Source organism: Aeribacillus sp. JST-2, assembly GCF_056032925.1.
In genome coordinates, this window is sequence record NZ_JBVVUU010000001.1 from 170098 (window position 1) to 194075 (window position 23978).

Consider the following 23978-nt stretch of genomic DNA (forward strand, 5'->3'; position numbering starts at 1 on the left):
ACGGCTGGCAGCCTGACAAGTGATTAAACTAACAAAACTAAATGGTGAAACATTTTATCTTAATGCGTTATTGATTGAACGGATTGAATCGTTTCCTGATACGACAATTACGTTAATCTCTGGAAAAAAATATGTTGTAAAAGACGCAGAAGAAGATGTTGTCGGCAAAATCAATGAATTATATTGCCAAATTGGCTTGGGAAAAGCTTTATACCGGGGGACAGAAGAATGAGCAAAAAAATGTTAACTGCTTTTTTAGTCATCATTTCAACAGTAGGCATAGCAGCCTTAACGACTTTTTTTGTACTAGAGCATTTTGGAGATAATCAAGCGGAAGCAGGAAACCGCTCCGTCGATGAAGTGGTCGAATCATCGTTTGATGTTCCGGAAATAACCACCAATTTAAAAAGCAAAAATATTGTCAGACTTTCTTTCAAAATTGAAGCTTCCGATAAAAAAGCGAAAGAAGAATTAGAAAAAAGAGAGTTTCAAATTAAAGATATCATCATCTCTGAATTGTCCAATATGGAAGCCAAGGAACTTGAAGGGCAAAAAGGAATGAGTCAACTGAAAGAAAAGATTAAAACAAAAGTAAATGCACTATTGCAGGAAGGTGAAGTAAAAAACGTGTACACGACTTCCTTTATCCTTCAATAGCGATCGACAAGGGATAAGGAGGTGAAGTCTGTTTATGTCAAACGACATTTTATCGCAAAGCGAAATCGATGCCTTGTTATCCGCGCTGACGACTGGAGAAATGGATGCGGATGAGCTGAAAAAAGAAAGAGAAGAGAGAAAAGTAAAAGTTTATGATTTTAAAAGAGCTTTGCGATTTTCAAAAGATCAAATCAGAAGTTTAACAAGGGTACATGAAAACTTTGCACGGCTTTTAACAACTTATTTCGCCGCTCAATTAAGAACATATGTTCAAATTTCGGTAGCTTCGGTTGATCAGCTTCCTTATGAAGAGTTTATCCGTTCCATACCGAAAATGACGGTGCTGAATGTGTTTGAGTTGGAGCCTTTGCAAGGAAGAATTATCATGGAAGTAAACCCGAACATTGCGTATGCCATGATGGACCGGTTGATGGGCGGCATCGGGGCATCCATTAATAAAATCGAACATTTAACTGAAATCGAAACAAATATCATATCAACAATCTTTGAAAAATCTTTAGATAACTACCGGGAAGCGTGGAGCACGATTGTAGATATTGAACCTGTCATGCATGAATTTGAAGTCAACCCGCAGTTTTTGCAAATGGTTTCACCTAATGAAACGGTCGTCGTCATTTCGCTTAATACAAATGTAGGCGAAGCAAGCGGGATGATCAATTTATGTATTCCGCATGTCGTATTGGAACCGATTATACCGAAACTTTCCGTTCACTACTGGATGCAATCAGAGCGGAAAGAGCCGAAGCCTGGAGAAACGAAGGTAATAACGAATCGGATCAAAATGGCGGAAGTTCCAGTTGTCGCAATACTTGGAACGTCAGAAGTAACCGTTCAGGAATTAATGGAAATGCAAATCGGCGATATGATCCGATTGGATCAATCTGTCAATGAACCATTAATGATAAAAGTGGGGGATGTTCCGAAATTTTATGGACAGCCAGGCAAAAAGAAAAAGAAACTGGCCGTACAAATTTTAGGCCACATCGAAAGAGGTGACGATGCTGATGACTGATAATTTGTTGTCGCAGGAGGAAATTGATTCTTTATTAAAAGGAGAAAATGCCGCTGCCCAATCAGATGATGACAACCAGTTTTTAAATGAAATGGAAAGAGATGCAGTCGGCGAGTTCGGCAATATTTCTTTCGGAAGCTCGGCGACAGCTTTGTCATCTTTGCTCAATCAAAAAGTGGAAATTACAACGCCCAATGTTTCCATCGTCCCGAAGCATGAACTGGCAAATGAGTTTCCAGATCCGTATGTAGCAATTGAAGTCGTCTACACGGAAGGGCTTTCCGGAAGCAGCCTTCTTGTGATTGAGCAAAAAGATGCAGCGATTATTGCCGATTTAATGATTGGCGGCGATGGCTCAAATCCCGATGACTTGGGAGAAATACAGCTGAGTGCTGTGCAAGAGGCAATGAATCAAATGATGGGATCGGCGTCGACGTCAATGTCGACCGTTTTAAATAAGAAAATTGACATTTCTCCGCCCCGTCTCGAATTGTTGAATGTTAAAGAAGGGGAAGGGACGGAAGCACTCCCTGATGAAGAATTGCTGGTGAAAGTGTCTTTTAGGCTGACTATCGGAAATTTGATAGATTCCAGTATTATGCAATTGTTGCCAATTAATTTTGCAAAACAACTTGTTTCCGAATTGATCAATCAAGCAAACCAAACCGATGAACAAAAACAAAATGAACCAGCTTTGGATGAACGTGTCAGAGTGGAATCTGAAGCACCGTCAAATTCGGCAAAAAGCTCCAAAGTGGAAAAAAGTCCATCTGTTGAAGTAAAGCCTGTTGAATTTTCGTCTTTTGATGAAGGGAGAACTCAGGCGTTCGAAGCGAACAATTTGGAAATGCTGCTTGACATCCCTTTGAATGTAACAGTTGAACTAGGGCGTACAAAACGCTCCATTAAACAAATTTTGGAATTGTCAACAGGATCAATTATCGAACTTGATAAATTAGCCGGCGAGCCAGTCGATATTTTTGTTAACAGCAAAAAAGTCGCCAGAGGCGAAGTTGTCGTTATCGATGAAAATTTTGGCGTTCGAGTAACTGACATACTCAGCCAAGCAGATCGTTTATTAAAATTACAATAAATGAAGGAGTGTTGAGAGATGTCAAAAAAGATTTTAGTAGTGGATGATGCTGCATTTATGAGAATGATGATTAAAGACATTTTAACGAAAAACGGCTACGAAGTAGTTGGTGAAGCTGCTGACGGAGCGCAAGCGGTTGAAAAATATAAAGAGCTGCAGCCGAACCTTGTGACAATGGATATTACAATGCCGGAGATGGATGGAATCACCGCTTTAAAAGAAATCAGAAAAATTGATCCGAATGCAAAGGTCGTTATGTGTTCCGCAATGGGGCAGCAAGCGATGGTTATCGATGCCATCCAAGCGGGTGCGAAAGATTTTATTGTGAAACCGTTCCAAGCAGATCGAGTTTTGGAAGCCATCAAAAAAACATTAGGATAGGGAGACCGGCATTGAAAAGATGGACAGTGTATTTGCTCTTTTCGATGATTGTGATCATCTGTTCGATCATTGTTCCGCAATTTTTTTCCGTTCAAGCGGAATCCAGCAATAAAACGGTTGAAGAGTATTTTCAAAAACAAACCGTTGACCAAAAAGAGGCAGGCAGTGCGGACGAAGGAACAGTAGAAGAAACAGAAAAGCAAACTTCCTTTTCTTTCTTTGATTTTTTGAAAATGATCTTTGCACTCGTTTTTGTATTAATGCTTTTATACCTTTTATTGAAACTCTTAAACCGAAAATTCAAACTGCCGCAAGAATCCAAATACTTACAAAATTTAGGCGGCGTATCATTAGGGCAAAACAAGTCTGTACAAATGATCAAAATCGGAAATCGCATACTTATTCTCGGGGTTGGGGAGACCATTGAACTTTTAAGAGAAATTGAAGACGAAGAAGAATACAAGGAGATCATAGATATGCATAAAGAACCCGATTTTCCATCCGTCGAACAACATATGATGCGATTATTCCAAAAAAACGGGAAAAAAACGGATCAGCCGGATAATTCCTTTAAAAATGAACTAGAATCCCTTTTAAAAGAAAGACGTGAACGAATGGTTAGGCTCAAGCAGAAAGGATCAAAAAGATGAGCGAGTTTATCAGCTATTTTAATCAAAATGATCCGGAAAATGTTTCGACAGCCGTGAAGCTTTTGCTCTTGTTTACGGTTTTGTCGATTGCGCCCGGCATTCTCATCCTCATGACTTGTTTTGCCCGCATCATCATTGTTTTATCGTTTGTTCGGACATCACTGGCGACGCAGCAGATGCCGCCGAACCAAGTGTTAATCGGATTAGCCTTGTTTTTAACGTTTTTTATCATGGCGCCGACATTTCAGCAAATTCATAAAGATGCCTTGCAGCCTTTGTTCAATAATGAAATATCACTGGAGGAAGCATACAAAAATGCGGAAAAGCCCTTGAAAGAATTTATGAGTAAACATACGAGGCAAAAAGATTTGGAACTTTTTTTGAATTATGCGAACATGGAGAAACCGAAATCAATCGATGATATCCCGATTGTGGCATTAGTACCCGCTTTTGCAATCAGCGAACTGAAAACAGCTTTTCAAATGGGCTTTATGATCTTCATCCCGTTCTTGATTATCGACATGGTGGTTTCAAGCGTCCTCATGTCGATGGGGATGATGATGCTTCCGCCGGTAATGATTTCGCTTCCTTTTAAAATATTGCTTTTCGTTTTGGTAGACGGTTGGTATTTAGTGGTCAAATCTTTGTTACAAAGTTTTTAAAGATGAGTAGGTGAACCCATGAGTTCTGAAATGGTTCTTTCCATTGCAGAAAAAGCGGTATATACAACGTTAATTATCTGTGGGCCGCTGCTTTTAATCTCTCTCGTTGTCGGATTAATTGTCAGCATTTTTCAGGCAACAACGCAAATCCAAGAGCAAACATTGGCTTTTATCCCGAAAATAGTAGCCGTTTTGGTTGGCTTGATTATTTTCGGCCCATGGATGCTGTCAACAATGTTGTCTTATACACATAACATATTCAGCAATTTAGAGCAGTTTGTCAGATGAACTTAAATAGCATGTTAGAATATTTTCCGTTTTTTCTGCTTGTGTTTGTGCGTATTACGGCGTTTATGGCCACGATACCTTTTTTTTCATATCGAAATATACCGACCCGATTTAAAATCGGAATGTCATTTTTTCTCGCTGTCATTGTTGCAACAACACTGCCAAAAAAACAAGTTGACCTAAATGCCGACCTTTATCCGCTGGTTTTAAAGGAAGTTTTGATCGGGCTGCTTATTGGCCTGATGGCCTATATTATTATGTCGGCTGTGCATATTGCTGGAAGCTTGATCGATTTTCAAATGGGGTTCGCTATTGCCAATGTCATTGATCCGCAAACAGGTGTGCAAACCCCCTTGATCGGACAGCTGTTTTACACTTTTGCTTTGCTATTCATGCTGAGCATCAACGGCCATCATATGCTGATCAATGGGATGTTGTACAGCTTTCAAATCATTCCGGTTGATCAATACTTTATCCCGCTGTCTGACGAGCGATTTGTGATGGAAGTGATCAAGGGGTTTAATCAAATGTTTCTCATTGCTTTTCAAATGGGGCTGCCGATTGTGGCTTCGCTCTTTTTAGTGGATCTTGCATTAGGAATTGTAGCCAGAACCGTTCCGCAAATGAATGTGTTTGTGATCGGTTTTCCGGTCAAAATCGGCGTCAGCTTTTTCATGATTTTGCTTATTTTGGCCGTGTTGTTCATGTCGATCCGAAATTTATTTGAATACATGTTTGAGCTGATGAATTCACTAATGCAATTGCTGGGTGGCGAGCGATGAATGAACTTATTTTAGATTTGCAATATTTTGCCGGAGAAAAAACGGAAAAAGCGACACCTAAAAAACGCCAAGATGTAAGGAAAAAAGGACAGGTTGCCAAAAGTGCGGATTTGAATACGGCGATCACTTTGTTTTTAGCTTTTTTGTCTTTGTGGCTCTTTGGCAAAACAGTGATAGACAATATGTTGAACATGTTTCATATCACCTTCGAAGATTTTTTGCATGTGGAAGTGACAGAACATAATGTCCATTCATTATTGAACAAATATGCTTTTGAAGGTGCGGTGATGGCTGTTCCTTTCATGGCAGCAGCCCTTTTAGCCGGTGTATTCAGCAATTATATTCAAGTGGGATTTCTGTTTACGACAGAGCCCTTGAAGATGAAATTAGAAAAACTAAACCCGATCGAAGGATTTAAGCGTATCTTTTCTATTCGGGCGATTGTGGAATTGTTGAAGTCGGTTTTGAAAGTCATTTTTATTGGAGCGGTGACGTTTCTATTCTTATTTTTTAAGTGGAAGGAGATTCTGCGCCTTCCGCAAATGCCATTGGATGCAGCCCTTGTTTCTATTTCCATGCTGGCTGTACAGACAGGGTTATTCGCTTCTTTAGCTCTTCTGTTTGTCGCTCTATTAGACTACTTCTATCAAAAATGGGAATTTGAAAAAAACATTCGCATGTCGAAACAGGAAGTAAAAGATGAATATAAAAAGATGGAAGGCGATCCGCTAATCAAATCTAGGATTAAACAGAAACAAAGAGAACTTGCTATGAGAAGAATGATGCAGGAAGTTCCCAAGGCGGACGTTGTCATTACCAACCCGACACACTATGCTGTCGCTTTAAAATACGATGAAAATGAACATGACGCACCAGTGGTTGTCGCCAAAGGGACAGATTTTGTCGCTCAAAAAATTAAACAAATCGCCAAAGCGCATGATATTGTCACAGTGGAAAACCGCCAGCTGGCCAGATCATTGTACGAACAAGTCGAAATTGGCGCAATGATTCCTGAGCAATTTTTTCAGGTAGTCGCAGAAATATTGGCTCACGTTTACAGATTGAAACAAAAAGTGTAGGAGGAAATGTTTCATGTCAGCAAGAGATTTATCGGTTTTATTAGCAATCATTTTAGTAGTGGCAATGCTGATCATTCCTTTGCCATCTTGGATGTTAAGCATTTTAATCATCATCAACATATCTCTTGCGTTGCTCGTCCTCCTTACATCAATGAATATTGAACAACCGCTTCAGTTTTCCATCTTTCCTTCGCTGTTGCTCATTTTAACGCTATTTCGTCTCGGACTAAATGTTTCAACAACCCGTTCAATTTTAGCCAACGGGGAAGCGGGAAAGGTAGTGGAAACATTTGGAACATTTGTCGTCGGTGGAAATATTCTCGTTGGTTTTGTCGTTTTCTTAATTTTAGTTATTATCCAATTTGTTGTTATAACGAAAGGTTCTGAAAGGGTTGCGGAAGTAGCAGCGCGTTTTACCCTTGATGCAATGCCTGGAAAACAAATGAGTATTGATGCTGACTTAAATGCTGGCATCATCTCGGAAGACGAAGCAAAAAAGCGGAGAGAAACGATTGCAAGAGAAGCTGACTTTTATGGAGCAATGGACGGAGCAAGCAAATTTGTCAAAGGGGATGCGATTGCAGGCATTATCATCGTGTTAATCAATATCATTTTTGGAATCATCATCGGCATGATGCAGCAAGGCTTTTCCTTTCAAGAAGCGGTTTCCCATTACACACTGTTAACGGTTGGCGACGGATTGGTCAGTCAAATTCCAGCGCTTTTAATTTCGACCGCAACGGGAATTGTCGTCACTAGAGCCGCTTCTGAAGGAAATTTGGGCAAAGATATTACAAGTCAGTTGTTGGCTTTTCCAAAAATGCTTTATATCATTGCGTGCATTCTATTGCTTTTAGGTCTTGTCACTCCGATCGGATTGGTTATCACCGTACCGATTGCATTGATGTTTGCATTGATGGGGTATGCGATGGATCGTGCCAAAAAGCAAATTATCCAGGAACAAGAGCATGTTGAAGAAGAAGTTCAAGTCAATGAAGCAAAAAGCCCTGAGCAAGTGTTGAGTCTGCTGTCATTGGATCCGATCGAATTTGAGTTCGGCTACGGATTGATTCCTCTAGCCGACGCAGGCCAAGGAGGAGATCTTCTTGACCGCATTGTCATGATCAGACGCCAGCTTGCAGTGGAATTGGGGCTTGTGATCCCTGTAGTGCGAATACGCGACAACATTCAATTAAAGCCGAATGAATATAAACTAAAAATTAAGGGAAGCGAAGTAGCGAAAGGGGAAATCATGCTTGATCACTACTTGGCGATGGCTCCTGCGATGGAAGATGACACGATTGAAGGAATCGACACTATTGAACCTTCCTTCGGCCTGCCGGCTAAATGGATTAGCGAGCATTTAAAAGATCAAGCTGAATTAGCTGGCTATACAGTGGTCGATCCGCCCAGCGTCGTTTCAACTCATATTACTGAGACCATTCGGAAACATGCTCACGAATTGCTCGGAAGGCACGAAACAAAGCAGCTTGTTGACCATTTAAAAGAAACATACCCGATCTTAGTCGAGGAGGTTACCCCCAACCCGCTTTCTATCGGTGATATTCAAAAAGTTTTGGCAAAGCTGCTGAAAGAAAGAATTTCGATTCGCAACTTGCCGGTTATATTTGAAACATTAGCTGATTATGGAAAATTTACAACAGATCCGGATATATTAGTTGAGTATGTAAGACAATCGCTCGCCAAACAAATTACAGAGCAATATGTAAAAGAAGGAGAAACATTGAAAGTCATCACGCTGTCGGGAAAAGTCGAAAAAACAATCGCAGACGGAGTGCAGCAAACAGAGAGGGGAAACTATTTATCATTGGATCCCAACGCTTCACAGCAAATCATTGAATCCATTGCCAAAAATGCAGAAGATTTGTCGATGGAAGGTGTTTCGCCTATTTTGCTTTGTTCCCCTTCTGTCAGAATGTACGTCCGTCAGTTGATTGAACGGTACTTGCCGGACATGCCGGTGCTTTCATACAACGAACTTGATGCAAATATTGAAGTACAGAGCGTCGGAGTGGTGAATATTTAATGAAAATCAAAAAAATTAAAGCTGAAACGATGCAAGAGGCAATGAAGAAAATACGTGCTGATCTTGGCCAAAATGCTGTCATTCTCAATTCAAAGGTTGTTTATTCAGGCGGATTTTTAGGTTTGTTCAAGAAAAAAATGATTGAGGTTTTAGCAGGAGTAGATGATGAACCCCTTTTTCCTGAAAGGAGCCGAGCGCCGGAAAATCCGCAAGCTTCCAGTACGGCAATGGAACCGATTTTAAATGAGATGAAGCAAATTAAAAACTTGGTTGAAAACTTATCTGTTCAAAGCGATGTACAATATTCGGAACTAAAAAACATCGATAAACAAATGGAAACAATGGGGTTATTGCCGTCAATTCGAAAGGATATCATCGATTCGTTATTGGCAATCTATTTGCTCAAACAAAAAAAGGTGACAAATGATGAGCTTCATTTTGAATGGAAAAATGAATTAATGAAGAAGGTGGCAAACATTCCATTCCAAGGGGTCACTTTTACAAAAAAATATGTGAACGTCATCGGTCCAACAGGTGTGGGAAAAACGACTACTTTAGCCAAGCTTGCCGCCATATGCAAGATTCGACATAAGAAAAAAATCGGTTTTTTAACTACGGATACGTATCGGATTGCAGCAATTGATCAATTGAAGACTTACGCGGAAATATTAAATGCGCCGCTAGAAGTTTGCTACAATTCCGATGATTTTAGAAAAGGAAAAGAAAAACTAGCGGATTGTGATCTTGTTTTTATTGATACAGCAGGAAGGAATTTTCTCAATGAGCAATATGTCAAAGATTTAAACGAAATTATTGATTTTCAAGATGAGATGGAAACCTTTCTCGTTTTTTCGTTAACATCGAAATATGAGGATATGGAAAAGGTATATGAGCATTTTTCGCATTTGCCGATTCACCAATTTATTTTCACAAAACATGATGAAACATCAACGTATGGGGCGATGTACAACATCGTATATAAGGCGAAAATCGGCGCCGGTTATTTGACCGACGGGCAGACCGTCCCTGACGACATCCATGAACTGAATCACCAGACTTTTATTCAATATTTGCTGAGGTAGTTGAAGATGGATCAAGCAGAGTCATTAAGAAAGATTGTTGTGAATGCATCGTTCCAACCTGATGTTTTACCAGCTGAACGTCATGCCAAAACGGTTGCAGTGATCAGTGGAAAGGGAGGGGTCGGCAAATCCAATTTCGTATTGAACTTTGCATTAAATTTGACACGAACACATGGTGACAACGTTTTGCTTATCGATTGTGATATTGGAATGGGCAATATCGACCTTTTGCTTGGACAGCCCTATGAAAAAAAATCCATAGTCGATTTGTTAAAAAGAAGAGACAAGATTGAAAATGTAATCAAAAACGGACCGCTGAGTTTGCACTATTTGTCAGGGGGGATCAGCTTATCAGAAGTTGTTACAGTGGATGAAGAAGAATTTCGTTTTTTTCTGAACGAACTTGAGAGAATGGTAGAAAAATATGATGTGATCTTCTTTGATATGGGTGCAGGAATCTCTAGTGAAAGTTTAAAATTTTTGCTTGCTGTTGATGAAATCATCGTCATCACCACACCTGAGCCGACATCGATCATGGATGCGTACAGTGCAATAAAACTTGTTCATCAGTTCAACAAAGAAAAAAACATCAAGTTGGTCGTCAATCGGTATCAAAAGAAAAGAGAAGTTGAGGAAACCTACGAAAAAATCAAAAATACATCGGAGCGTTTTCTGCAGAAAGCGATTGAATTGCTTGGCTGTCTGCCTGAGGATGATCACGTAAAAAAAGCGGTAATGGAACAAATTCCGTTTATTTTGCGATACCCTAACGCTCCTGTTTCCAAAGCGATCAATAGTGCAACAAACATCTTCCTCAATGGTACAATGAAAAAAAGGAGTTTTATCGACTCCCTTAGATCTTTGTTTTTAAAGTAGGTGATGATTTTGAGCAGCGTCAAGGTGTTAGTCATCGATGATTCAGCTTTTATGCGGAAATTTATTTCCGATCTTCTTGAAGAAAACCATGCGATTCGTGTCATCGGAACCGCTCGGAATGGGAAAGAAGGGATTGAGAAAATTGCTGAACTCCAACCGGATGTCGTTACGCTGGACATTGAAATGCCTGTTCTAAACGGTCTTGAAACATTAAGGGTCATTATGGAGCAATATCCGCGTCCGGTCATTATGCTTTCCAGTTTAACGAAAGAGGGGGCGGAACAAACGATTCAATCGCTTGCTGCCGGCGCCTTTGACTTTGTTCCCAAACCGTCAGGCGGCATTTCTCTGGACCTATATAAAGTAAAAGAGGAGTTAATTGCAAAAGTTTTGGAAGCAAAACGGGTGAACCAAAAATTTCTGAAGGCAGATCGGGAAATTCCCAAGCCGATTAAAACGGAAATCACAAATATTAAAAGACAAAATTTAAAAAATCCGGTCATTGCCATCGGCACTTCGACCGGCGGGCCGAGCTCTTTGCAAAAAATCATGCCTTCATTTCCGAAAGACTTGCCGTCTCCCATTTTTATCGTCCAGCATATGCCGCCGGGTTTCACAAAATCATTAGCCGACCGTTTAAATGGAATATCAAAAATTGAAGTAAAAGAAGCTGATCATCAAGAAATGGTCCGCAACGGTGTCGCTTATATAGCGCCCGGCGGCAGCCACATGAAAGTTGTTGGGAGAAATGGCACTTTAATGATCGAATTGGACCATTCGGAGCGAATAGGAGGACATCGCCCTTCTGTTGATGTATTGTTTGAATCTCTATCAGAGTTGAAAAACCATCAAATCATTGCCTGTCTTTTAACGGGCATGGGTTCAGATGGGACAAAGGGATTAAAACTATTAAAAAAAATGCGGAAAACTGTTTCGATCGCTCAATCTGAAAGAACATGCACCATATTTGGTATGCCGAAGTCAGCGATTCAAGCCAATGTTGTCGACTATGTTGAAGATTTGCTTGATATACCTGCTTTAATTCAAAAGTTGATCTGAATCCAAGGAGTGTGTCGCCATGGAAATGAACCAATATTTAGATATGTTTATTGAAGAAAGTAAAGAACATTTGCAATCATGCAATGAAAAACTATTGGAACTTGAACAACATCCTGAAGATTTAAACATCGTCAACGAAATTTTCCGTTCAGCCCATACATTGAAAGGAATGGGCGCTACAATGGGATTTGAAGATTTGGCGGACTTAACCCATAAAATGGAAAATGTTTTGGACGGAATTCGCCAACAAAAACTACAAGCAACTCCGGAAATCATTGATGTCCTTTTTGCTGCTTTGGAACATTTGGAAGAAATGGTTTATTCCATTGCCGATGGCGGCGATGGCAAAAAAGATGTTTCTGAGATTGTTCAAAAACTTCTTGCGATTGAAAATGGCGATCAGCCGCCCAGAAATGAGTTGTCGACGGAAACGAAAAGTGAAGCGTCAAATAAACTTGAATTTGATGAATATGACAGAACCGTCATTCAACAATCATACGAACAAGGATTTCACGTATATGAAATAACCGTAAACTTAAGAGAAGATTGCATTTTAAAAGCGGCTAGAGCCTTTATGGTTTTTGAATTATTGGGAAAACATGGAGAAGTGGTGAAATCAAATCCTTCTGCTGATCTTATCGAGGATGAAAAGTTTGACCAATCATTTACTGTCGCATTTATTACGAAAGAAACTGCTGAATTAATTAAAAACAACTTGTTGAAAATCTCGGAAATTGTTGAAGTTGATGTTCATGAAGTGGGAGAAAATATATTCGCTGCAAGTTCTGCTCAAAAAGAGGAAACTGCCGCAACAAGTGAACAACAGACTGCTGAACAAAAGTCAGAAAACAGCCAAAAAACGAAAAAAAGCCATCAAAAGACAATTAGAGTAAATATTGAGCGTCTTGATATATTAATGAATTTATTTGAGGAACTCGTCATCGACAAAGGACGGCTTGAACAAATTTCGAAAGAATTGAATCATTCTGAATTAAGAGAAACGGTAGAAAAAATGTCGAGGGTTTCAGGGGATTTGCAAAACATCATTTTAAATATGCGGATGATTCCGATTGAAACGGTCTTTAACCGATTTCCAAGAATGGTAAGAAACTTGGCAAGGGATTTACATAAAAAAATCAATTTAGTTGTAACAGGAGCGGAAACAGAACTCGACAGAACCGTCATTGATGAAATCGGCGATCCTCTTGTGCACTTAATCCGCAATGCGATTGACCATGGAATTGAAACGCCTGACGTTCGGATTAAAAACGGCAAGAGTGAAGAGGGAACATTACGGTTGAGCGCCTATCATAGCGGCAACCACGTCTTTATTGAAATAGAGGATGACGGTGCTGGCATCAACCATAAAAAAGTTCTGCAAAAAGCAATCGAACGCGGAGTTGTGACAAATGAGGCAGCCAAATCATTGACGGAAAAGCAAATTCACGAACTCATCTTTTCTTCCGGATTTTCAACTGCCGATCAAATCTCCGATATTTCCGGACGGGGTGTCGGTCTTGATGTCGTGAAAAATACAATCGAATCGCTTGGTGGAAACATCAGCATTGAATCAGTAGAAGGGAAAGGTTCGCTGTTCTCGATTCAGCTTCCGCTTTCCTTAACGATCATTTCGGTTATGCTGATTGAATTAGGCAATGAAAAATACGGTATTCCGATTTCCTCCATTATTGAATCACTTGTGCTAAAGAAAGAGGAAATTTTACAGACCCACAACAACAAAGTGATCGACTACCGCGGCAAAATTGTCCCGCTTGTCTTTTTAAAAGATGTTTTTGATGTCGAGACGGATGAGGATCAAGAATATGTTTCAGTCGTCGTTGTGAAAAAAGGAGATAAATTGGCTGGTTTAGTTGTCGATTCTTTCATCGGTCAGCAAGAAATTGTGCTAAAACCGTTGGGGCAATATTTAACGAACGTATTTGCCATTTCAGGTGCAACCATATTAGGAGACGGACAAGTTGCGCTGATCGTTGACTGCAATGCATTGGTTCAATAATGCCTGTTTGCGTCGGAATTAATCACTCAAATGAAAAGGGGGAGACAAGGTGGCAAAAAACATTTTAAACGAACAAAAAGCGATTGTTTTTCAACTGCAGGACAAAGAATACGGGATCATCGTCAACAATGTGAAATCTATCGAAAAAATCAGTCATATTACAAGAGTTCCGGGAACTTTCGACTATATTAAAGGAGTCATTAATTTACGGGGGGTTGTCACGCCCATCATTGATTTAAGAAAAAGACTGGACATTCCTGAGAAAGAATTCACCGAACAAACACGGGTGATTATCGCCATACAAAATGAAATGGAAGTCGGTCTTATTGTTGATTCAGCAAACGATGTCGTCGATTTTTCGGAAAACGACGTGGAGCCTGCACCGAACGTAGTGGGACAAGTCGATGTCGAATATATTCAAGGTGTTGTGAAATTAGATAAAAGGCTGATCATGCTCCTCGATTTGGGAAAGGTGTTAAGCAAAGAAACTCAGAAGGTAGCGAAAAATGAGCAACATGTTTAATTTATCGCCAAAAAGATATGATGTTCTGAGAGAATTTGCCAACATCAGTGCGGGGAATGCGGCAACAAGCTTGTCCCAACTGTTAAACAAAAAAATCGAAATGAATGTTCCGGACGTTTATGTAGCAGCTTTTAATGAAGTGATGGAGCTTTTTCATGACCCCGAAACGGAAGTTGCGGCCATCCATTCCGATATCCATGGCGATATTACCGGATCGATGTTTTTCATTTTATCAACTGCCCAAGCAAAAAAATATATACAAGATATCATCCGGGAGCATTCATTCGTCCAGTCTTCTGATGTTCAAGCACTTAAACAGTCCGTCCTTGCAGAACTGGGAAACATTTTAATTGGATCATATTTATCGGTTTTGTCCAATATGACCAATTTGTTCATAAACACGACTGTTCCGGCAATAAAGTTTGATATGTTCGGAGCGATTATCAGCCATGCGCTTATAGAACTTTCTTTTGACAGCGATGAAGCGCTGATTATTGATGCCGTAATCAAGGAAACTGGTCAGGATGAAGATGATTTCATCAAAGGGCATATTTTCTTTCTCCCAGATTCGGATTCGTATAAAAAAATTTTTGAGAAATTAGAGGTTTAGCTGTCATGGAACTTTTTGAAGATGTCATTAAAGTCGGCATTGCTGATATGAATATTGCAAAAGCCCCAAGAAAAATCCGAACAACCGGCCTTGGGTCATGCGTTGGTCTTGTCATTTATGATGAAAAAATAAAGATTGTGGGTCTTGCTCATATTATGCTGCCGGATTCTTCACTCGCCAACAAAACATCGTTAAATGTTGCAAAATATGCGGATACGGCTGTAAAAGAACTGATTCATCGACTTAAACAAAACGGGGGAAAAGCCGCGCGATTCAAGGCGAAAATTGCCGGCGGAGCAGAAATGTTTCCAACTCAAAATACATCAGAAATGATGAGAATTGGACCAAGGAATGTGGAAGCTGTTCGAAAACATTTAAAAGCCTTCAACATCCCGGTCGTAGGCGAAGATGTAGGCGGAAGCAACGGAAGGACGATTGAATTTGACACGAATTCTTTGGTTTTAACGATTCGCACAGTCAATCTTGGCGTTAAGAAGATATAACACCATTGATTGGCATTTTAAGTAAGGAGGAATAAACGTGAGCCAAACGACGGCGCTAAAAAATGAAAGACAGTATTGGGACAAGTGGTTTCGCCTTCGTGATCGCGAAGCATGCAATATGCTTGTCAAAAAATATTTGCCGCTTGTCCGATATCATGTCAGCCGCATTTCAGTTGGCCTTCCGAAAAACGTCGATAAAGATGATTTAATGAGCTTCGGTTTGATGGGGTTGTATGATGCTTTGGAAAAATTTGATCCTGACCGCGATTTGAAATTTGATACTTATGCATCGTTCCGAATACGGGGAGCTATTTTGGACGGTTTAAGGAAAGAAGATTGGATGCCTAGAAGCATAAGGGAAAAAGCAAAAAAAGTAGAAGGGGCAATGGAGCGATTGGAGCAAAAATTTCATCGCAACGCTACACCAGAGGAAATTGCAGAAGAATTGGGGATGACAGCAGATGAAGTGGTACATATCGTGAATGAAAATTTTTTTGCGAATGTTTTGTCCATTGATGAACAGGTTCATGACCATGATGACGGCGAACAAATGAATATCGTTTTAAAGGATGATAAAACACCGACACCGGAAGAATTGCTTTTAAAAGAAGAATTGTATGATCACTTAGCTAAAATGATAGCAGAATTAAACGAAAAAGAACAGCTTGTATTAAGCTTGTTTTATAAAGAAGAACTGACACTGACGGAAATCGGCCAAGTGCTGAATTTATCTACTTCCCGCATTTCCCAAATTCATTCAAAAGCTTTATATAAATTGAAAGGAACATTGGAAAAGCTGTTATCATAGAACATGATGAACGAGGTTAAAATATGACTATATGGATTTTGTTAATTATAAGCTTTATTCTTCATATTTTGTCTTTCTACTTTTTAATTGTTTTCTACACGCGTCATCAAGCATTAAAGAATTTAAAAGAAGAACAGGAAAACTTATTAAAAGAGGCGGAAGATGCGCTGACCGTCTTCTTAATGGAACTGAAAGAGGAAAATCAAAAATTTTTGGAGCAAATGTCAAAAAACGATTCTCCTTCTGAAGCCTATAATCTCGACGAATTGGTGGCGCAGCAAAAAGATTCGGTGGAAATAACCGCCAACTTACAAGAAGATGAACCGGACTCATACAAAAGAAATTTGCAAGAACAAGTATTTCAACTCGCAAATGAAGGATATACTATAGAACAAATCGCCCAAAAGCTGAATGTCGGCAAAACCGAAATCGAACTGATCATGAAATTTCATAAAAAGGATTGAATTCTTGCTTGATTGCAAAACTTTCATATGTTATATTTGTTGATGGTGTTAATACACACGTTCAAAGATTCGAGCATCGGTGCTGCGCTGAGCAGTCATGCTTGAAAATGATTTGGACGGAGGATCAAAACCACTAGGAGGAATCAGAAATGTCAGTCATTTCAATGAAACAATTGTTGGAAGCAGGTGTTCATTTCGGGCACCAAACTCGCCGTTGGAATCCAAAAATGAAACGTTACATTTTTACGGAACGAAACGGCATTTACATCATTGACTTGCAAAAAACGGTTAAAAAAGTAGAAGAAGCTTACCAATTTGCAAGAGAGCTTGCTGCTGGCGGCGGTTCCATTCTCTTTGTAGGCACGAAAAAACAAGCTCAAGAATCTGTCAAAGAAGAAGCGGAACGCGCAGGCATGTTTTATGTCAACCAGCGCTGGCTTGGCGGAACGTTGACAAACTTCGCAACCATTCAAAAACGGATTACACGCTTGAAAGAAATCGAAAAAATGCAAGAGGACGGAACATTTGACGTATTGCCGAAAAAAGAAGTCGTTCGCTTGAAAAAAGAACTTGAGCGGCTTGAAAAGTTTCTTGGCGGCATTAAAGAAATGAAACAGCTTCCGGATGCTTTATTTATCATTGATCCGCGCAAAGAACGAATCGCTGTGTCAGAAGCGCGCAAATTGAATATTCCGATTATTGGCATTGTCGATACGAACTGCGATCCGGATGAAATTGACTATGTCATCCCGGCGAACGATGATGCCATCCGTGCTGTCAAACTGTTGACATCCAAAATTGCAGATGCGGTTTTGGAAGGCAAACAAGGTGAAGAAACAACAACTGCTTAAATGACCAAAAGGTGATAAGAGGGGGAAGCCTTTTATCACCTTTTTTAAGCATGCTTGTACTTTTACATATATGTTGAAGGAGGAACCTATATGGCAATTACCGCTCAAATGGTAAAAGAACTGCGAGAAAAAACCGGCGCAGGTATGATGGATTGCAAAAAAGCTTTGACGGAAACGAACGGAGATATGGATAAAGCCATCGACTATTTGCGCGAAAAAGGCATGGCAAAAGCTGCGAAAAAAGCCGACCGCATCGCAGCAGAAGGATTAACATTGATCAAATCGGAAGGGAACCAAGCTGTTATTTTAGAAGTAAACTCTGAAACAGATTTTGTTGCAAAAAACGATTCTTTCAAGCAATTAATTGAAGAATTGGCTGACCAGCTTTTATCGACAAAGGCTGCTAATTTAGAGGAAGCACTGGCCTCTAAAATGAAAAATGGTTCAACCGTTCAGGAACACATCAATGCAGCTGTTGCAAAAATTGGCGAAAAAATTACATTGCGCCGTTTTGAAGTTGTTGAAAAAAGCGAAAATGATGCGTTTGGCGCTTATTTGCATATGGGCGGACGCATCGGGGTGTTGACTGTTTTGGAAGGCACAACAGATGAAGCCGTTGCAAAAGATATTGCCATGCATGTAGCAGCTGTGAATCCGCGCTATGTTTCCCGCGATGAAGTTCCGCAAGATGTTGTGGAACACGAACGGGAAATTTTGAAAAAACAAGCATTGCAAGAAGGAAAACCAGAACACATTGTGGAAAAAATGGTGGAAGGAAGACTTGGCAAGTTTTTCGAGGAAGTTTGCTTGCTTGAGCAAAATTTTGTCAAAAATCCGGATCAAAAAGTGCGTGATGTTGTAAAAGCGCATGATGCGAAAGTAAAACGATTTATCCGCTACGAAGTTGGCGAAGGAATTGAAAAACGGCAAGAAAATTTTGCTGAAGAAGTTATGAACCAAATGAAAAAATAATGAACTCTCTTAGTAAGCGAAATAGGGAACACACGGGTGTTCCCTATTTTTAGAAATCCTTCGGTTACATCATTCAGGAAATGCACCTATGAGGAAAAAGCTTGGAGGTTGTATAGGTGAGGAAACCAATTTACAAACGAATCGTTTTAAAATTAAGCGGCGAGGCGCTTGCAGGAGAACAGGGATTTGGCATCAATCCTTCCGTCATCCAGTCCATTGCAAAACAAGTAAAAGAAATCGCCGAAATGGGGGTTGAAGTAGCGGTTGTCGTCGGTGGTGGAAATATTTGGAGAGGTAAAATTGGAAGTGAAATGGGTATGGATCGGGCGACTGCCGATTATATGGGGATGCTTGCAACCGTTATGAATTCCTTAGCTCTTCAAGATAGTTTGGAAGGGCTGGGCATTCCAACCCGAGTGCAGACTTCGATCGAAATGAGGCAGGTTGCAGAACCTTACATACGAAGAAAAGCCATCCGCCACTTGGAGAAAAAAAGAGTGGTCATATTTGCTGCCGGAACAGGCAACCCGTATTTTTCAACGGATACAACAGCAGCGCTTAGGGCTGCCGAAATTGAAGCAGATGTTATATTAATGGCGAAAAACAATGTTGATGGCGTTTATAGCGCTGATCCAAAAAAAGACGCCACAGCTGTCAAATATGAAGAATTGTCTTATCTAGATTTGCTGAAAGATGGACTGGCTGTCATGGATTCGACTGCTTCGTCGCTTTGCATGGACAATAACATTCCATTGATAGTATTTTCCATTATGGAGGAAGGCAATATTAAACGTGCTGTGTTAGGAGAAAATATTGGAACAATCGTTAGGGGGAAATAGGTATGTCGAAACAAATTCTTTCGCAAGCAAAGGAAAAAATGGAAAAAGCTTTATCAGCCTTTAAACGGGAGTTGGCAAGTGTTCGTGCTGGAAGAGCCAATGCCTCTCTCCTTGATAAAGTACAAGTCGACTATTATGGAGTTTCAACTCCTGTCAATCAATTGGCATCGATTACGACACCTGAAGCCCGTTTGCTTGTTATCCAGCCATATGATAAATCTTCCATTGGCGAGATTGAAAAAGCAATTTTGAAATCTGACCTTGGCTTAACCCCGACTTCTGACGGTTCTGTCATCCGTATTGCCATTCCGCCGTTAACCGAGGAGCGGAGAAAAGAACTGACTAAAGTAGTCCGTAAATACTCCGAAGATGCGAAAGTTGCCGTCCGCAACATTCGAAGAGATGCAAATGATGAATTGAAAAAACTAGAAAAATCCGGTGAGATTACAGAAGATGAATTGCGGGGCTATCAAGATGATGTGCAAAAATTAACGGATGAATACATCGGCAAGATTGATGCGACGACAAAAGAAAAAGAAAAAGAAATCATGGAAGTTTAATCAAAATGAATGTAAAATAGAAATGTATGAAAACCCCTCCTTCCTTTCAGGGGGTTTTTTTATTCGTTGATGGGGACAAGATTCCCCTTATCGTTTGAAATAATCGTTACATTTTCTCGCTGGAGGAATCTTATGTTTAATTTTATGAACAGACAAAAAAACCCGAGTTTGCAAAATGATGTTCCCGAACATGTCGCCATTATCATGGATGGGAACGGAAGATGGGCAAAGAAGCGCGCGCTGCCAAGAATGGCCGGCCATCGGGAAGGAATGAAAGTAGTAAAAAAAATCACGAAATTTGCCAACCATATAGGTGTAAAAGTTTTAACGTTGTACGCTTTTTCAACTGAAAATTGGAAGCGACCTAAGGCAGAGGTTAATTATTTAATGAGGCTGCCGGTAGAATTTTTATCCACTTTTTTACCGGAGTTAATGGAAGAAAATGTTCAAGTAAGGGTAATGGGAGACCAATCCCAACTCCCTAAACATACTGTAAACGCCGTCCAAAAAGCAATAGAAGAAACGAAGAATAACACGGGATTAATCTTAAATTTCGCCCTCAATTACGGAAGCAGAACAGAAATTATCGAGGCAGTGAAAAAAATTGTCAAAGATCATGAAGTCGGAAATTTAACGATTAACGATATGGATGAACAGTTGTTTTCTAAATATTTGATGACACAAGAGCTGAAAGATCCTGATTTGCTCATTCGAACGAGCGGAGAAATTCGTTTAAGCAACTTTATGCTTTGGCAGCTTGCTTACACGGAATTCTGGTTTACCGATGTTTTGTGGCCAGACTTTAATGAAGAGCATTTTATGGAGGCCATTAATGAATATAAGCAAAGAGTCCGTCGATTTGGCGGAATCTAAAAGGAGACGCAACAATGAAAACAAGGATCATCACATCAATTGCTGCACTCGCATTATTTATTCCGGTTATCGTCGTCGGCGGCTGGCCGCTGGCAATGGCTGTTTATTTGCTTTCATCCATCGCGTTGTTTGAATTATTGAGAATGAAACATATACCGTTTTATTCCATTCCAAGCGTTCTAAGCTTTCTCTTGCTGTGGATTTTAATTTTTCCAAAAGAAAGCGGCTATGACATGCTCTTCATTTTAGAAGACAAAACCGGTTTTCTTTTTTTCGCAGCCATTATCATGTTGGCCTATACGGTTTTTTCGAAAAATCGGTTTACGTTTGATGAAGCAGGTTTTATCATGATTGCTGTCTTATATGTCGGCTGCGGTTTTTATTATTTTCTAGAAATGAGAAGATTAGGGCTCGAAGAACTGTTTTTTGCCCTTTTGTCCATTTGGACGACAGATACAGGGGCTTATTTTGTTGGCAAATCAATCGGAAAAAAGAAATTGCTGCCCGAGATTAGCCCAAATAAGACAGTAGAAGGTTTTATCGGTGGAATCCTTTCAGCAGTGGCCATGGCCATTATTTTTCAATATTTTACTAATTTTTTGTCTTCCTATACAGTGGCCTTTATCGCGGCGGTTTTTGTATCGATCTTTGGCCAACTGGGAGATTTAGTTGAATCAGCTTTTAAACGGCATTATGGAGTGAAAGATTCGGGGGCGATTTTTCCAGGGCACGGCGGTGTGCTTGATCGATTTGACAGTTTGCTCTTCATTTTACCGATTTTATATTTTTTGATTCATGTGCTGTAATCGGGAATTTGGAATAGGAGTGACAATGTGAAAAATATTATTTTATTAGGTGCAACTGGATCCATTGGACAGCAAACACTAGATGTAATCAGAATGCATCGGGATCAATTCAAGCTGGTGGCGATGTCGTTCGGTCAAAACGTTGAGATTGGAATGAAAGCAATATGGGAATTTAATCCTGAATTTGTTGCTGTAGGAAATTCGTCAGTATATGAACAAATTCGACACAATCTTCCGAAAGGCTGTACAATAGTGTACGGGGATGAAGGTTTGTGTGAAGCGGCTGTTTACGATAAAGGCGATATCGTTGTCAATGCGGTTATTGGAAGCATCGGACTCATTCCAACGTTGAAAGCTATTGAAGCAAATAAAACGATTGCGATAGCGAACAAAGAAACGTTGGTAACCGCAGGAGAAATCGTCATCGAACAGGCAAGAAAACATCGAGTGAAGCTGCTTCCGGTTGACAGTGAGCATTCTGCAATTTTCCAATGCTTGCAAGGACAATTAAACAAGAACGTCGAAAAGCTTATCTTAACGGCTTCAGGCGGCAGCTTTCGCGACAAATCTAGAGAAGAATTGAAAAACGTTACAGTGAAAGAAGCTTTGAACCATCCGAACTGGTCGATGGGAGCGAAGATCACGATTGATTCCGCTACGATGATGAACAAAGGGCTTGAAGTGATTGAAGCCCATTGGCTTTTTTCAATGCCTTACGACAAAATTGATGTATTGCTCCATAAAGAAAGCATTATTCATTCAATGGTGGAATTTCATGACGGCAGTGTTATCGCCCAGCTGGGAACGCCTGACATGAAAGTTCCAATCCAATATGCGCTTACATATCCTGACAGATTCCCATTGAAAAGTGAAGAAAAACTCGATTTAGCCCAACGTGGATCACTGCATTTTGAGAAAATTGATTTTGAACGCTATCGTTGCTTAAAATTTGCATATAATTCGGGTAAAATAGGAGGTACAATGCCAACTGTTTTAAATGCTGCCAATGAAATTGCCGTTCAAGCTTTTTTAAAAGGAAGGATTTCATTTTTAAAAATCGAAGAGCTTGTGGAAAAAGCATTGGACGCACATCAGCCCCAGAGTCATCCTACATTGGAAGCCATTCAGGAGGTTGACGGACAAACGAGAGCATTTGTCCAATCATTAATTGGATAGAGGTGAATTCATCCTTGAATACAGTGATAGCGTTTATCATTATTTTTGGCGCCTTAGTATTTTTCCATGAACTAGGCCACTTAGTGATGGCAAAACGAGCAGGAATTTTATGCCGAGAATTTGCCATCGGTTTTGGTCCGAAAATTCTCTCATTTAAGGGGAAGGAAACAGTTTACACAATTCGACTTTTGCCGATCGGGGGCTTTGTCCGCATGGCCGGCGAGGATCCTGAAATGATTGATGTTAAACCTGGATATCATGTCGGGCTTTTGTTTAATCCGAAAGGTGAAGTCGAAAAAATTATTTTAAATAAGAAAGATAAGTACCCGAATGCGAAATTGATCGAGGTAGAAGAAGCAGATCTGGAACACGGGATGTATATCAGCGGTTACGAGGATGGGGAAAGAGAGAGCATAAAGCGATTTCAAGTCAGCGATACCTCCTACTATGTAGTAGACGGTGAAGAAATTCAAATCGCCCCTTATAACAGACAATTTGCTTCAAAAACGCTTGGACAGAGAACGCTTGCCATCATTGCCGGACCGTTCATGAATTTTCTTTTGGCATTTGTTGTTTTGTTTTTACTTGGATTGAACCAAGGAGTTCCAGCCAATGATCCTGTTTTTGGCGAAATCGTGCCAAACAGTCCAGCAGAACAAGCTGGGTTTAAAGAAGGCGATGTCGTCAAAGAGATTGAAGGAACTCCGATAAAATCTTGGTCAGATGTTGTCGGCACCATTAGAGCGAATCCAGAAAAGGAATTGGAATTTACCATTGAACGGGCTGGAAAAAAATTAGAACTCACCGTTACACCTGATCCAGTCAAAGCTGAAAATGAAACAATCGGTCAAATTGGTGTTTACAGTCCAGTTGAAAAATCGTTCCTTGGTTCTTTAAAATACGGCCTTGTAGGAACGTATACGTGGACGAAAGAAATCTTAACGGCGCTCGGTAAGCTTGTTACAGGCCAATTTTCCATTAATATGCTGTCAGGTCCTGTCGGTATTTATGATATGACGGGAAAAGTTGTGGAAACAGGGTTTACGAACTTGTTAAGCTGGACGGCTCTTTTGAGCATTAACCTTGGGATTATGAACCTTTTGCCAATTCCAGCGCTGGATGGCGGACGTTTATTGTTTTTTGCCATTGAAGCTGTTCGCGGAAAACCGGTTGACCGGCAAAAAGAGGGAATTGTCCACTTTATCGGATTTGCGCTGTTGATGCTGTTAATGCTCGTTGTCACTTGGAATGATATTCAAAGATTTCTATTTCAAAATTAAAAAGAAC

28 protein-coding genes are annotated in these 23978 nt (G+C 40.1%); all 28 read left to right on the forward strand.

The genetic code is table 11. The annotated features are described in order from the left end of the window. The first annotated feature begins 19 nt into the window (after positions 1-19). The 28 genes from AC0KTX_RS00925 (at position 20) to rseP (ending at position 23971) form a co-directional block, all read left to right on the forward strand. Entirely contained in the window at positions 20-232 is a 213-nt protein-coding gene (locus AC0KTX_RS00925) for a flagellar FlbD family protein (RefSeq protein WP_474250342.1), read from the forward strand. Continuing rightward, entirely contained in the window at positions 229-657 is a 429-nt protein-coding gene (fliL, locus tag AC0KTX_RS00930; protein WP_474250343.1) for a flagellar basal body-associated protein FliL, read from the forward strand. Before AC0KTX_RS00925 ends, fliL begins: the two co-directional genes overlap by 4 nt. Before the next feature lie 34 nt (positions 658-691). Then, positions 692-1690 carry a flagellar motor switch protein FliM gene (gene fliM / locus AC0KTX_RS00935; protein ID WP_474250344.1) on the forward strand — a complete coding sequence of 333 codons (999 nt, stop codon included), beginning with the start codon at positions 692-694 and terminating at the stop codon, positions 1688-1690. Continuing rightward, on the forward strand, positions 1683-2783 hold the full coding sequence (gene fliY, locus AC0KTX_RS00940; RefSeq protein ID WP_474250345.1) for a flagellar motor switch phosphatase FliY: 1101 nt from the start codon (positions 1683-1685) through the stop codon (positions 2781-2783). The genes fliM and fliY overlap by 8 nt, the downstream gene beginning before the upstream one ends. Positions 2784-2801: 18 nt before the next feature. After that, positions 2802-3164, forward strand: a complete 363-nt coding sequence (locus AC0KTX_RS00945) for a response regulator (RefSeq protein WP_474250346.1) — start codon at positions 2802-2804, stop codon at positions 3162-3164. 11 nt (positions 3165-3175) lie between these two features. Then, positions 3176-3814, forward strand: a complete 639-nt coding sequence (locus AC0KTX_RS00950) for a flagellar biosynthetic protein FliO (RefSeq protein ID WP_474250347.1) — start codon at positions 3176-3178, stop codon at positions 3812-3814. Further along, positions 3811-4476, forward strand: a complete 666-nt coding sequence (gene fliP, locus AC0KTX_RS00955; RefSeq protein ID WP_474250348.1) for a flagellar type III secretion system pore protein FliP — start codon at positions 3811-3813, stop codon at positions 4474-4476. Before AC0KTX_RS00950 ends, fliP begins: the two co-directional genes overlap by 4 nt. 18 nt (positions 4477-4494) lie before the next feature. Further along, positions 4495-4764 (forward strand): flagellar biosynthesis protein FliQ, encoded by a 270-nt coding sequence (fliQ, locus tag AC0KTX_RS00960; RefSeq protein ID WP_474250349.1) that lies wholly within the window; start codon positions 4495-4497, stop codon positions 4762-4764. After that, positions 4761-5546, forward strand: a complete 786-nt coding sequence (gene fliR / locus AC0KTX_RS00965; RefSeq protein ID WP_474250350.1) for a flagellar biosynthetic protein FliR — start codon at positions 4761-4763, stop codon at positions 5544-5546. Before fliQ ends, fliR begins: the two co-directional genes overlap by 4 nt. After that, complete coding sequence (gene flhB / locus AC0KTX_RS00970) at positions 5543-6625, forward strand: flagellar biosynthesis protein FlhB (RefSeq protein WP_474250351.1); 1083 nt, start codon at positions 5543-5545, stop codon at positions 6623-6625. The genes fliR and flhB overlap by 4 nt, the downstream gene beginning before the upstream one ends. A gap of 13 nt (positions 6626-6638) precedes the next feature. Beyond that, a complete protein-coding gene (gene flhA / locus AC0KTX_RS00975; RefSeq protein WP_474250352.1) occupies positions 6639-8672 on the forward strand; it encodes a flagellar biosynthesis protein FlhA in 2034 nt (677 codons plus the stop codon). Next, complete coding sequence (gene flhF / locus AC0KTX_RS00980; RefSeq protein ID WP_474250353.1) at positions 8672-9754, forward strand: flagellar biosynthesis protein FlhF; 1083 nt, start codon at positions 8672-8674, stop codon at positions 9752-9754. The genes flhA and flhF overlap by 1 nt, the downstream gene beginning before the upstream one ends. Positions 9755-9760: 6 nt before the next feature. Then, positions 9761-10630: a MinD/ParA family protein gene (locus AC0KTX_RS00985; RefSeq protein WP_474250354.1), complete on the forward strand. Its 870-nt coding sequence runs from the start codon at positions 9761-9763 to the stop codon at positions 10628-10630. A gap of 3 nt (positions 10631-10633) precedes the next feature. Further along, a complete protein-coding gene (locus AC0KTX_RS00990; RefSeq protein ID WP_474250355.1) occupies positions 10634-11689 on the forward strand; it encodes a protein-glutamate methylesterase/protein-glutamine glutaminase in 1056 nt (351 codons plus the stop codon). A gap of 19 nt (positions 11690-11708) precedes the next feature. Continuing rightward, complete coding sequence (locus AC0KTX_RS00995; RefSeq protein WP_474250356.1) at positions 11709-13706, forward strand: chemotaxis protein CheA; 1998 nt, start codon at positions 11709-11711, stop codon at positions 13704-13706. A gap of 49 nt (positions 13707-13755) precedes the next feature. Continuing rightward, complete coding sequence (locus tag AC0KTX_RS01000) at positions 13756-14229, forward strand: chemotaxis protein CheW (RefSeq protein ID WP_474250357.1); 474 nt, start codon at positions 13756-13758, stop codon at positions 14227-14229. Then, entirely contained in the window at positions 14213-14839 is a 627-nt protein-coding gene (locus AC0KTX_RS01005) for a chemotaxis protein CheC (RefSeq protein WP_474250358.1), read from the forward strand. Before AC0KTX_RS01000 ends, AC0KTX_RS01005 begins: the two co-directional genes overlap by 17 nt. Before the next feature lie 5 nt (positions 14840-14844). Further along, complete coding sequence (locus AC0KTX_RS01010) at positions 14845-15342, forward strand: chemotaxis protein CheD (RefSeq protein ID WP_474250359.1); 498 nt, start codon at positions 14845-14847, stop codon at positions 15340-15342. Positions 15343-15379: 37 nt separating this feature from the next. Beyond that, positions 15380-16150, forward strand: a complete 771-nt coding sequence (locus AC0KTX_RS01015) for a FliA/WhiG family RNA polymerase sigma factor (protein WP_474250360.1) — start codon at positions 15380-15382, stop codon at positions 16148-16150. Positions 16151-16173: 23 nt separating this feature from the next. Beyond that, the gene (locus AC0KTX_RS01020; RefSeq protein WP_474250361.1) at positions 16174-16614 is read left to right on the forward strand and encodes a DUF6115 domain-containing protein; all 441 of its coding nucleotides are present in this window, start codon (positions 16174-16176) and stop codon (positions 16612-16614) included. Positions 16615-16763: 149 nt separating this feature from the next. Continuing rightward, a complete protein-coding gene (gene rpsB, locus AC0KTX_RS01025) occupies positions 16764-17465 on the forward strand; it encodes a 30S ribosomal protein S2 (RefSeq protein WP_474250362.1) in 702 nt (233 codons plus the stop codon). Positions 17466-17555: 90 nt separating this feature from the next. Beyond that, positions 17556-18437, forward strand: coding sequence for a translation elongation factor Ts (gene tsf, locus AC0KTX_RS01030; protein WP_474250363.1), 882 nt, complete (start codon positions 17556-17558; stop codon positions 18435-18437). A gap of 116 nt (positions 18438-18553) precedes the next feature. Further along, positions 18554-19276 (forward strand): UMP kinase, encoded by a 723-nt coding sequence (gene pyrH, locus AC0KTX_RS01035; RefSeq protein WP_474250364.1) that lies wholly within the window; start codon positions 18554-18556, stop codon positions 19274-19276. A gap of 2 nt (positions 19277-19278) precedes the next feature. Further along, positions 19279-19836, forward strand: a complete 558-nt coding sequence (gene frr, locus AC0KTX_RS01040; RefSeq protein ID WP_474250365.1) for a ribosome recycling factor — start codon at positions 19279-19281, stop codon at positions 19834-19836. A gap of 132 nt (positions 19837-19968) precedes the next feature. Further along, positions 19969-20709 carry an isoprenyl transferase gene (locus tag AC0KTX_RS01045; RefSeq protein WP_474250366.1) on the forward strand — a complete coding sequence of 247 codons (741 nt, stop codon included), beginning with the start codon at positions 19969-19971 and terminating at the stop codon, positions 20707-20709. A gap of 14 nt (positions 20710-20723) precedes the next feature. Continuing rightward, complete coding sequence (locus AC0KTX_RS01050) at positions 20724-21515, forward strand: phosphatidate cytidylyltransferase (protein ID WP_474250367.1); 792 nt, start codon at positions 20724-20726, stop codon at positions 21513-21515. Between the two features lie 27 nt (positions 21516-21542). Then, positions 21543-22691: a 1-deoxy-D-xylulose-5-phosphate reductoisomerase gene (dxr, locus tag AC0KTX_RS01055; protein WP_474250368.1), complete on the forward strand. Its 1149-nt coding sequence runs from the start codon at positions 21543-21545 to the stop codon at positions 22689-22691. A gap of 14 nt (positions 22692-22705) precedes the next feature. Beyond that, positions 22706-23971, forward strand: a complete 1266-nt coding sequence (gene rseP / locus AC0KTX_RS01060; RefSeq protein ID WP_474250369.1) for an RIP metalloprotease RseP — start codon at positions 22706-22708, stop codon at positions 23969-23971. Positions 23972-23978: the final 7 nt, after the last annotated feature.

What these genes read in the sequence shown, in the direction of transcription:
- fliL (WP_474250343.1), top strand. Translation starts at nt 229, where the DNA reads ATGAGCAAAAAAATGTTAACTGCTTTTTTAGTCATCATTTCAACAGTA.
- fliM (WP_474250344.1), top strand. Translation starts at nt 692, where the DNA reads ATGTCAAACGACATTTTATCGCAAAGCGAAATCGATGCCTTGTTATCC.
- fliY (WP_474250345.1), top strand. Translation starts at nt 1,683, where the DNA reads ATGACTGATAATTTGTTGTCGCAGGAGGAAATTGATTCTTTATTAAAA.
- AC0KTX_RS00945 (WP_474250346.1), top strand. Translation starts at nt 2,802, where the DNA reads ATGTCAAAAAAGATTTTAGTAGTGGATGATGCTGCATTTATGAGAATG.
- fliP (WP_474250348.1), top strand. Translation starts at nt 3,811, where the DNA reads ATGAGCGAGTTTATCAGCTATTTTAATCAAAATGATCCGGAAAATGTT.
- fliQ (WP_474250349.1), top strand. Translation starts at nt 4,495, where the DNA reads ATGAGTTCTGAAATGGTTCTTTCCATTGCAGAAAAAGCGGTATATACA.
- fliR (WP_474250350.1), top strand. Translation starts at nt 4,761, where the DNA reads ATGAACTTAAATAGCATGTTAGAATATTTTCCGTTTTTTCTGCTTGTG.
- flhB (WP_474250351.1), top strand. Translation starts at nt 5,543, where the DNA reads ATGAATGAACTTATTTTAGATTTGCAATATTTTGCCGGAGAAAAAACG.
- flhA (WP_474250352.1), top strand. Translation starts at nt 6,639, where the DNA reads ATGTCAGCAAGAGATTTATCGGTTTTATTAGCAATCATTTTAGTAGTG.
- flhF (WP_474250353.1), top strand. Translation starts at nt 8,672, where the DNA reads ATGAAAATCAAAAAAATTAAAGCTGAAACGATGCAAGAGGCAATGAAG.
- AC0KTX_RS00985 (WP_474250354.1), top strand. Translation starts at nt 9,761, where the DNA reads ATGGATCAAGCAGAGTCATTAAGAAAGATTGTTGTGAATGCATCGTTC.
- AC0KTX_RS00990 (WP_474250355.1), top strand. Translation starts at nt 10,634, where the DNA reads ATGATTTTGAGCAGCGTCAAGGTGTTAGTCATCGATGATTCAGCTTTT.
- AC0KTX_RS00995 (WP_474250356.1), top strand. Translation starts at nt 11,709, where the DNA reads ATGGAAATGAACCAATATTTAGATATGTTTATTGAAGAAAGTAAAGAA.
- AC0KTX_RS01005 (WP_474250358.1), top strand. Translation starts at nt 14,213, where the DNA reads ATGAGCAACATGTTTAATTTATCGCCAAAAAGATATGATGTTCTGAGA.
- AC0KTX_RS01010 (WP_474250359.1), top strand. Translation starts at nt 14,845, where the DNA reads ATGGAACTTTTTGAAGATGTCATTAAAGTCGGCATTGCTGATATGAAT.
- AC0KTX_RS01020 (WP_474250361.1), top strand. Translation starts at nt 16,174, where the DNA reads ATGACTATATGGATTTTGTTAATTATAAGCTTTATTCTTCATATTTTG.
- rpsB (WP_474250362.1), top strand. Translation starts at nt 16,764, where the DNA reads ATGTCAGTCATTTCAATGAAACAATTGTTGGAAGCAGGTGTTCATTTC.
- tsf (WP_474250363.1), top strand. Translation starts at nt 17,556, where the DNA reads ATGGCAATTACCGCTCAAATGGTAAAAGAACTGCGAGAAAAAACCGGC.
- frr (WP_474250365.1), top strand. Translation starts at nt 19,279, where the DNA reads ATGTCGAAACAAATTCTTTCGCAAGCAAAGGAAAAAATGGAAAAAGCT.
- AC0KTX_RS01045 (WP_474250366.1), top strand. Translation starts at nt 19,969, where the DNA reads ATGTTTAATTTTATGAACAGACAAAAAAACCCGAGTTTGCAAAATGAT.
- AC0KTX_RS01050 (WP_474250367.1), top strand. Translation starts at nt 20,724, where the DNA reads ATGAAAACAAGGATCATCACATCAATTGCTGCACTCGCATTATTTATT.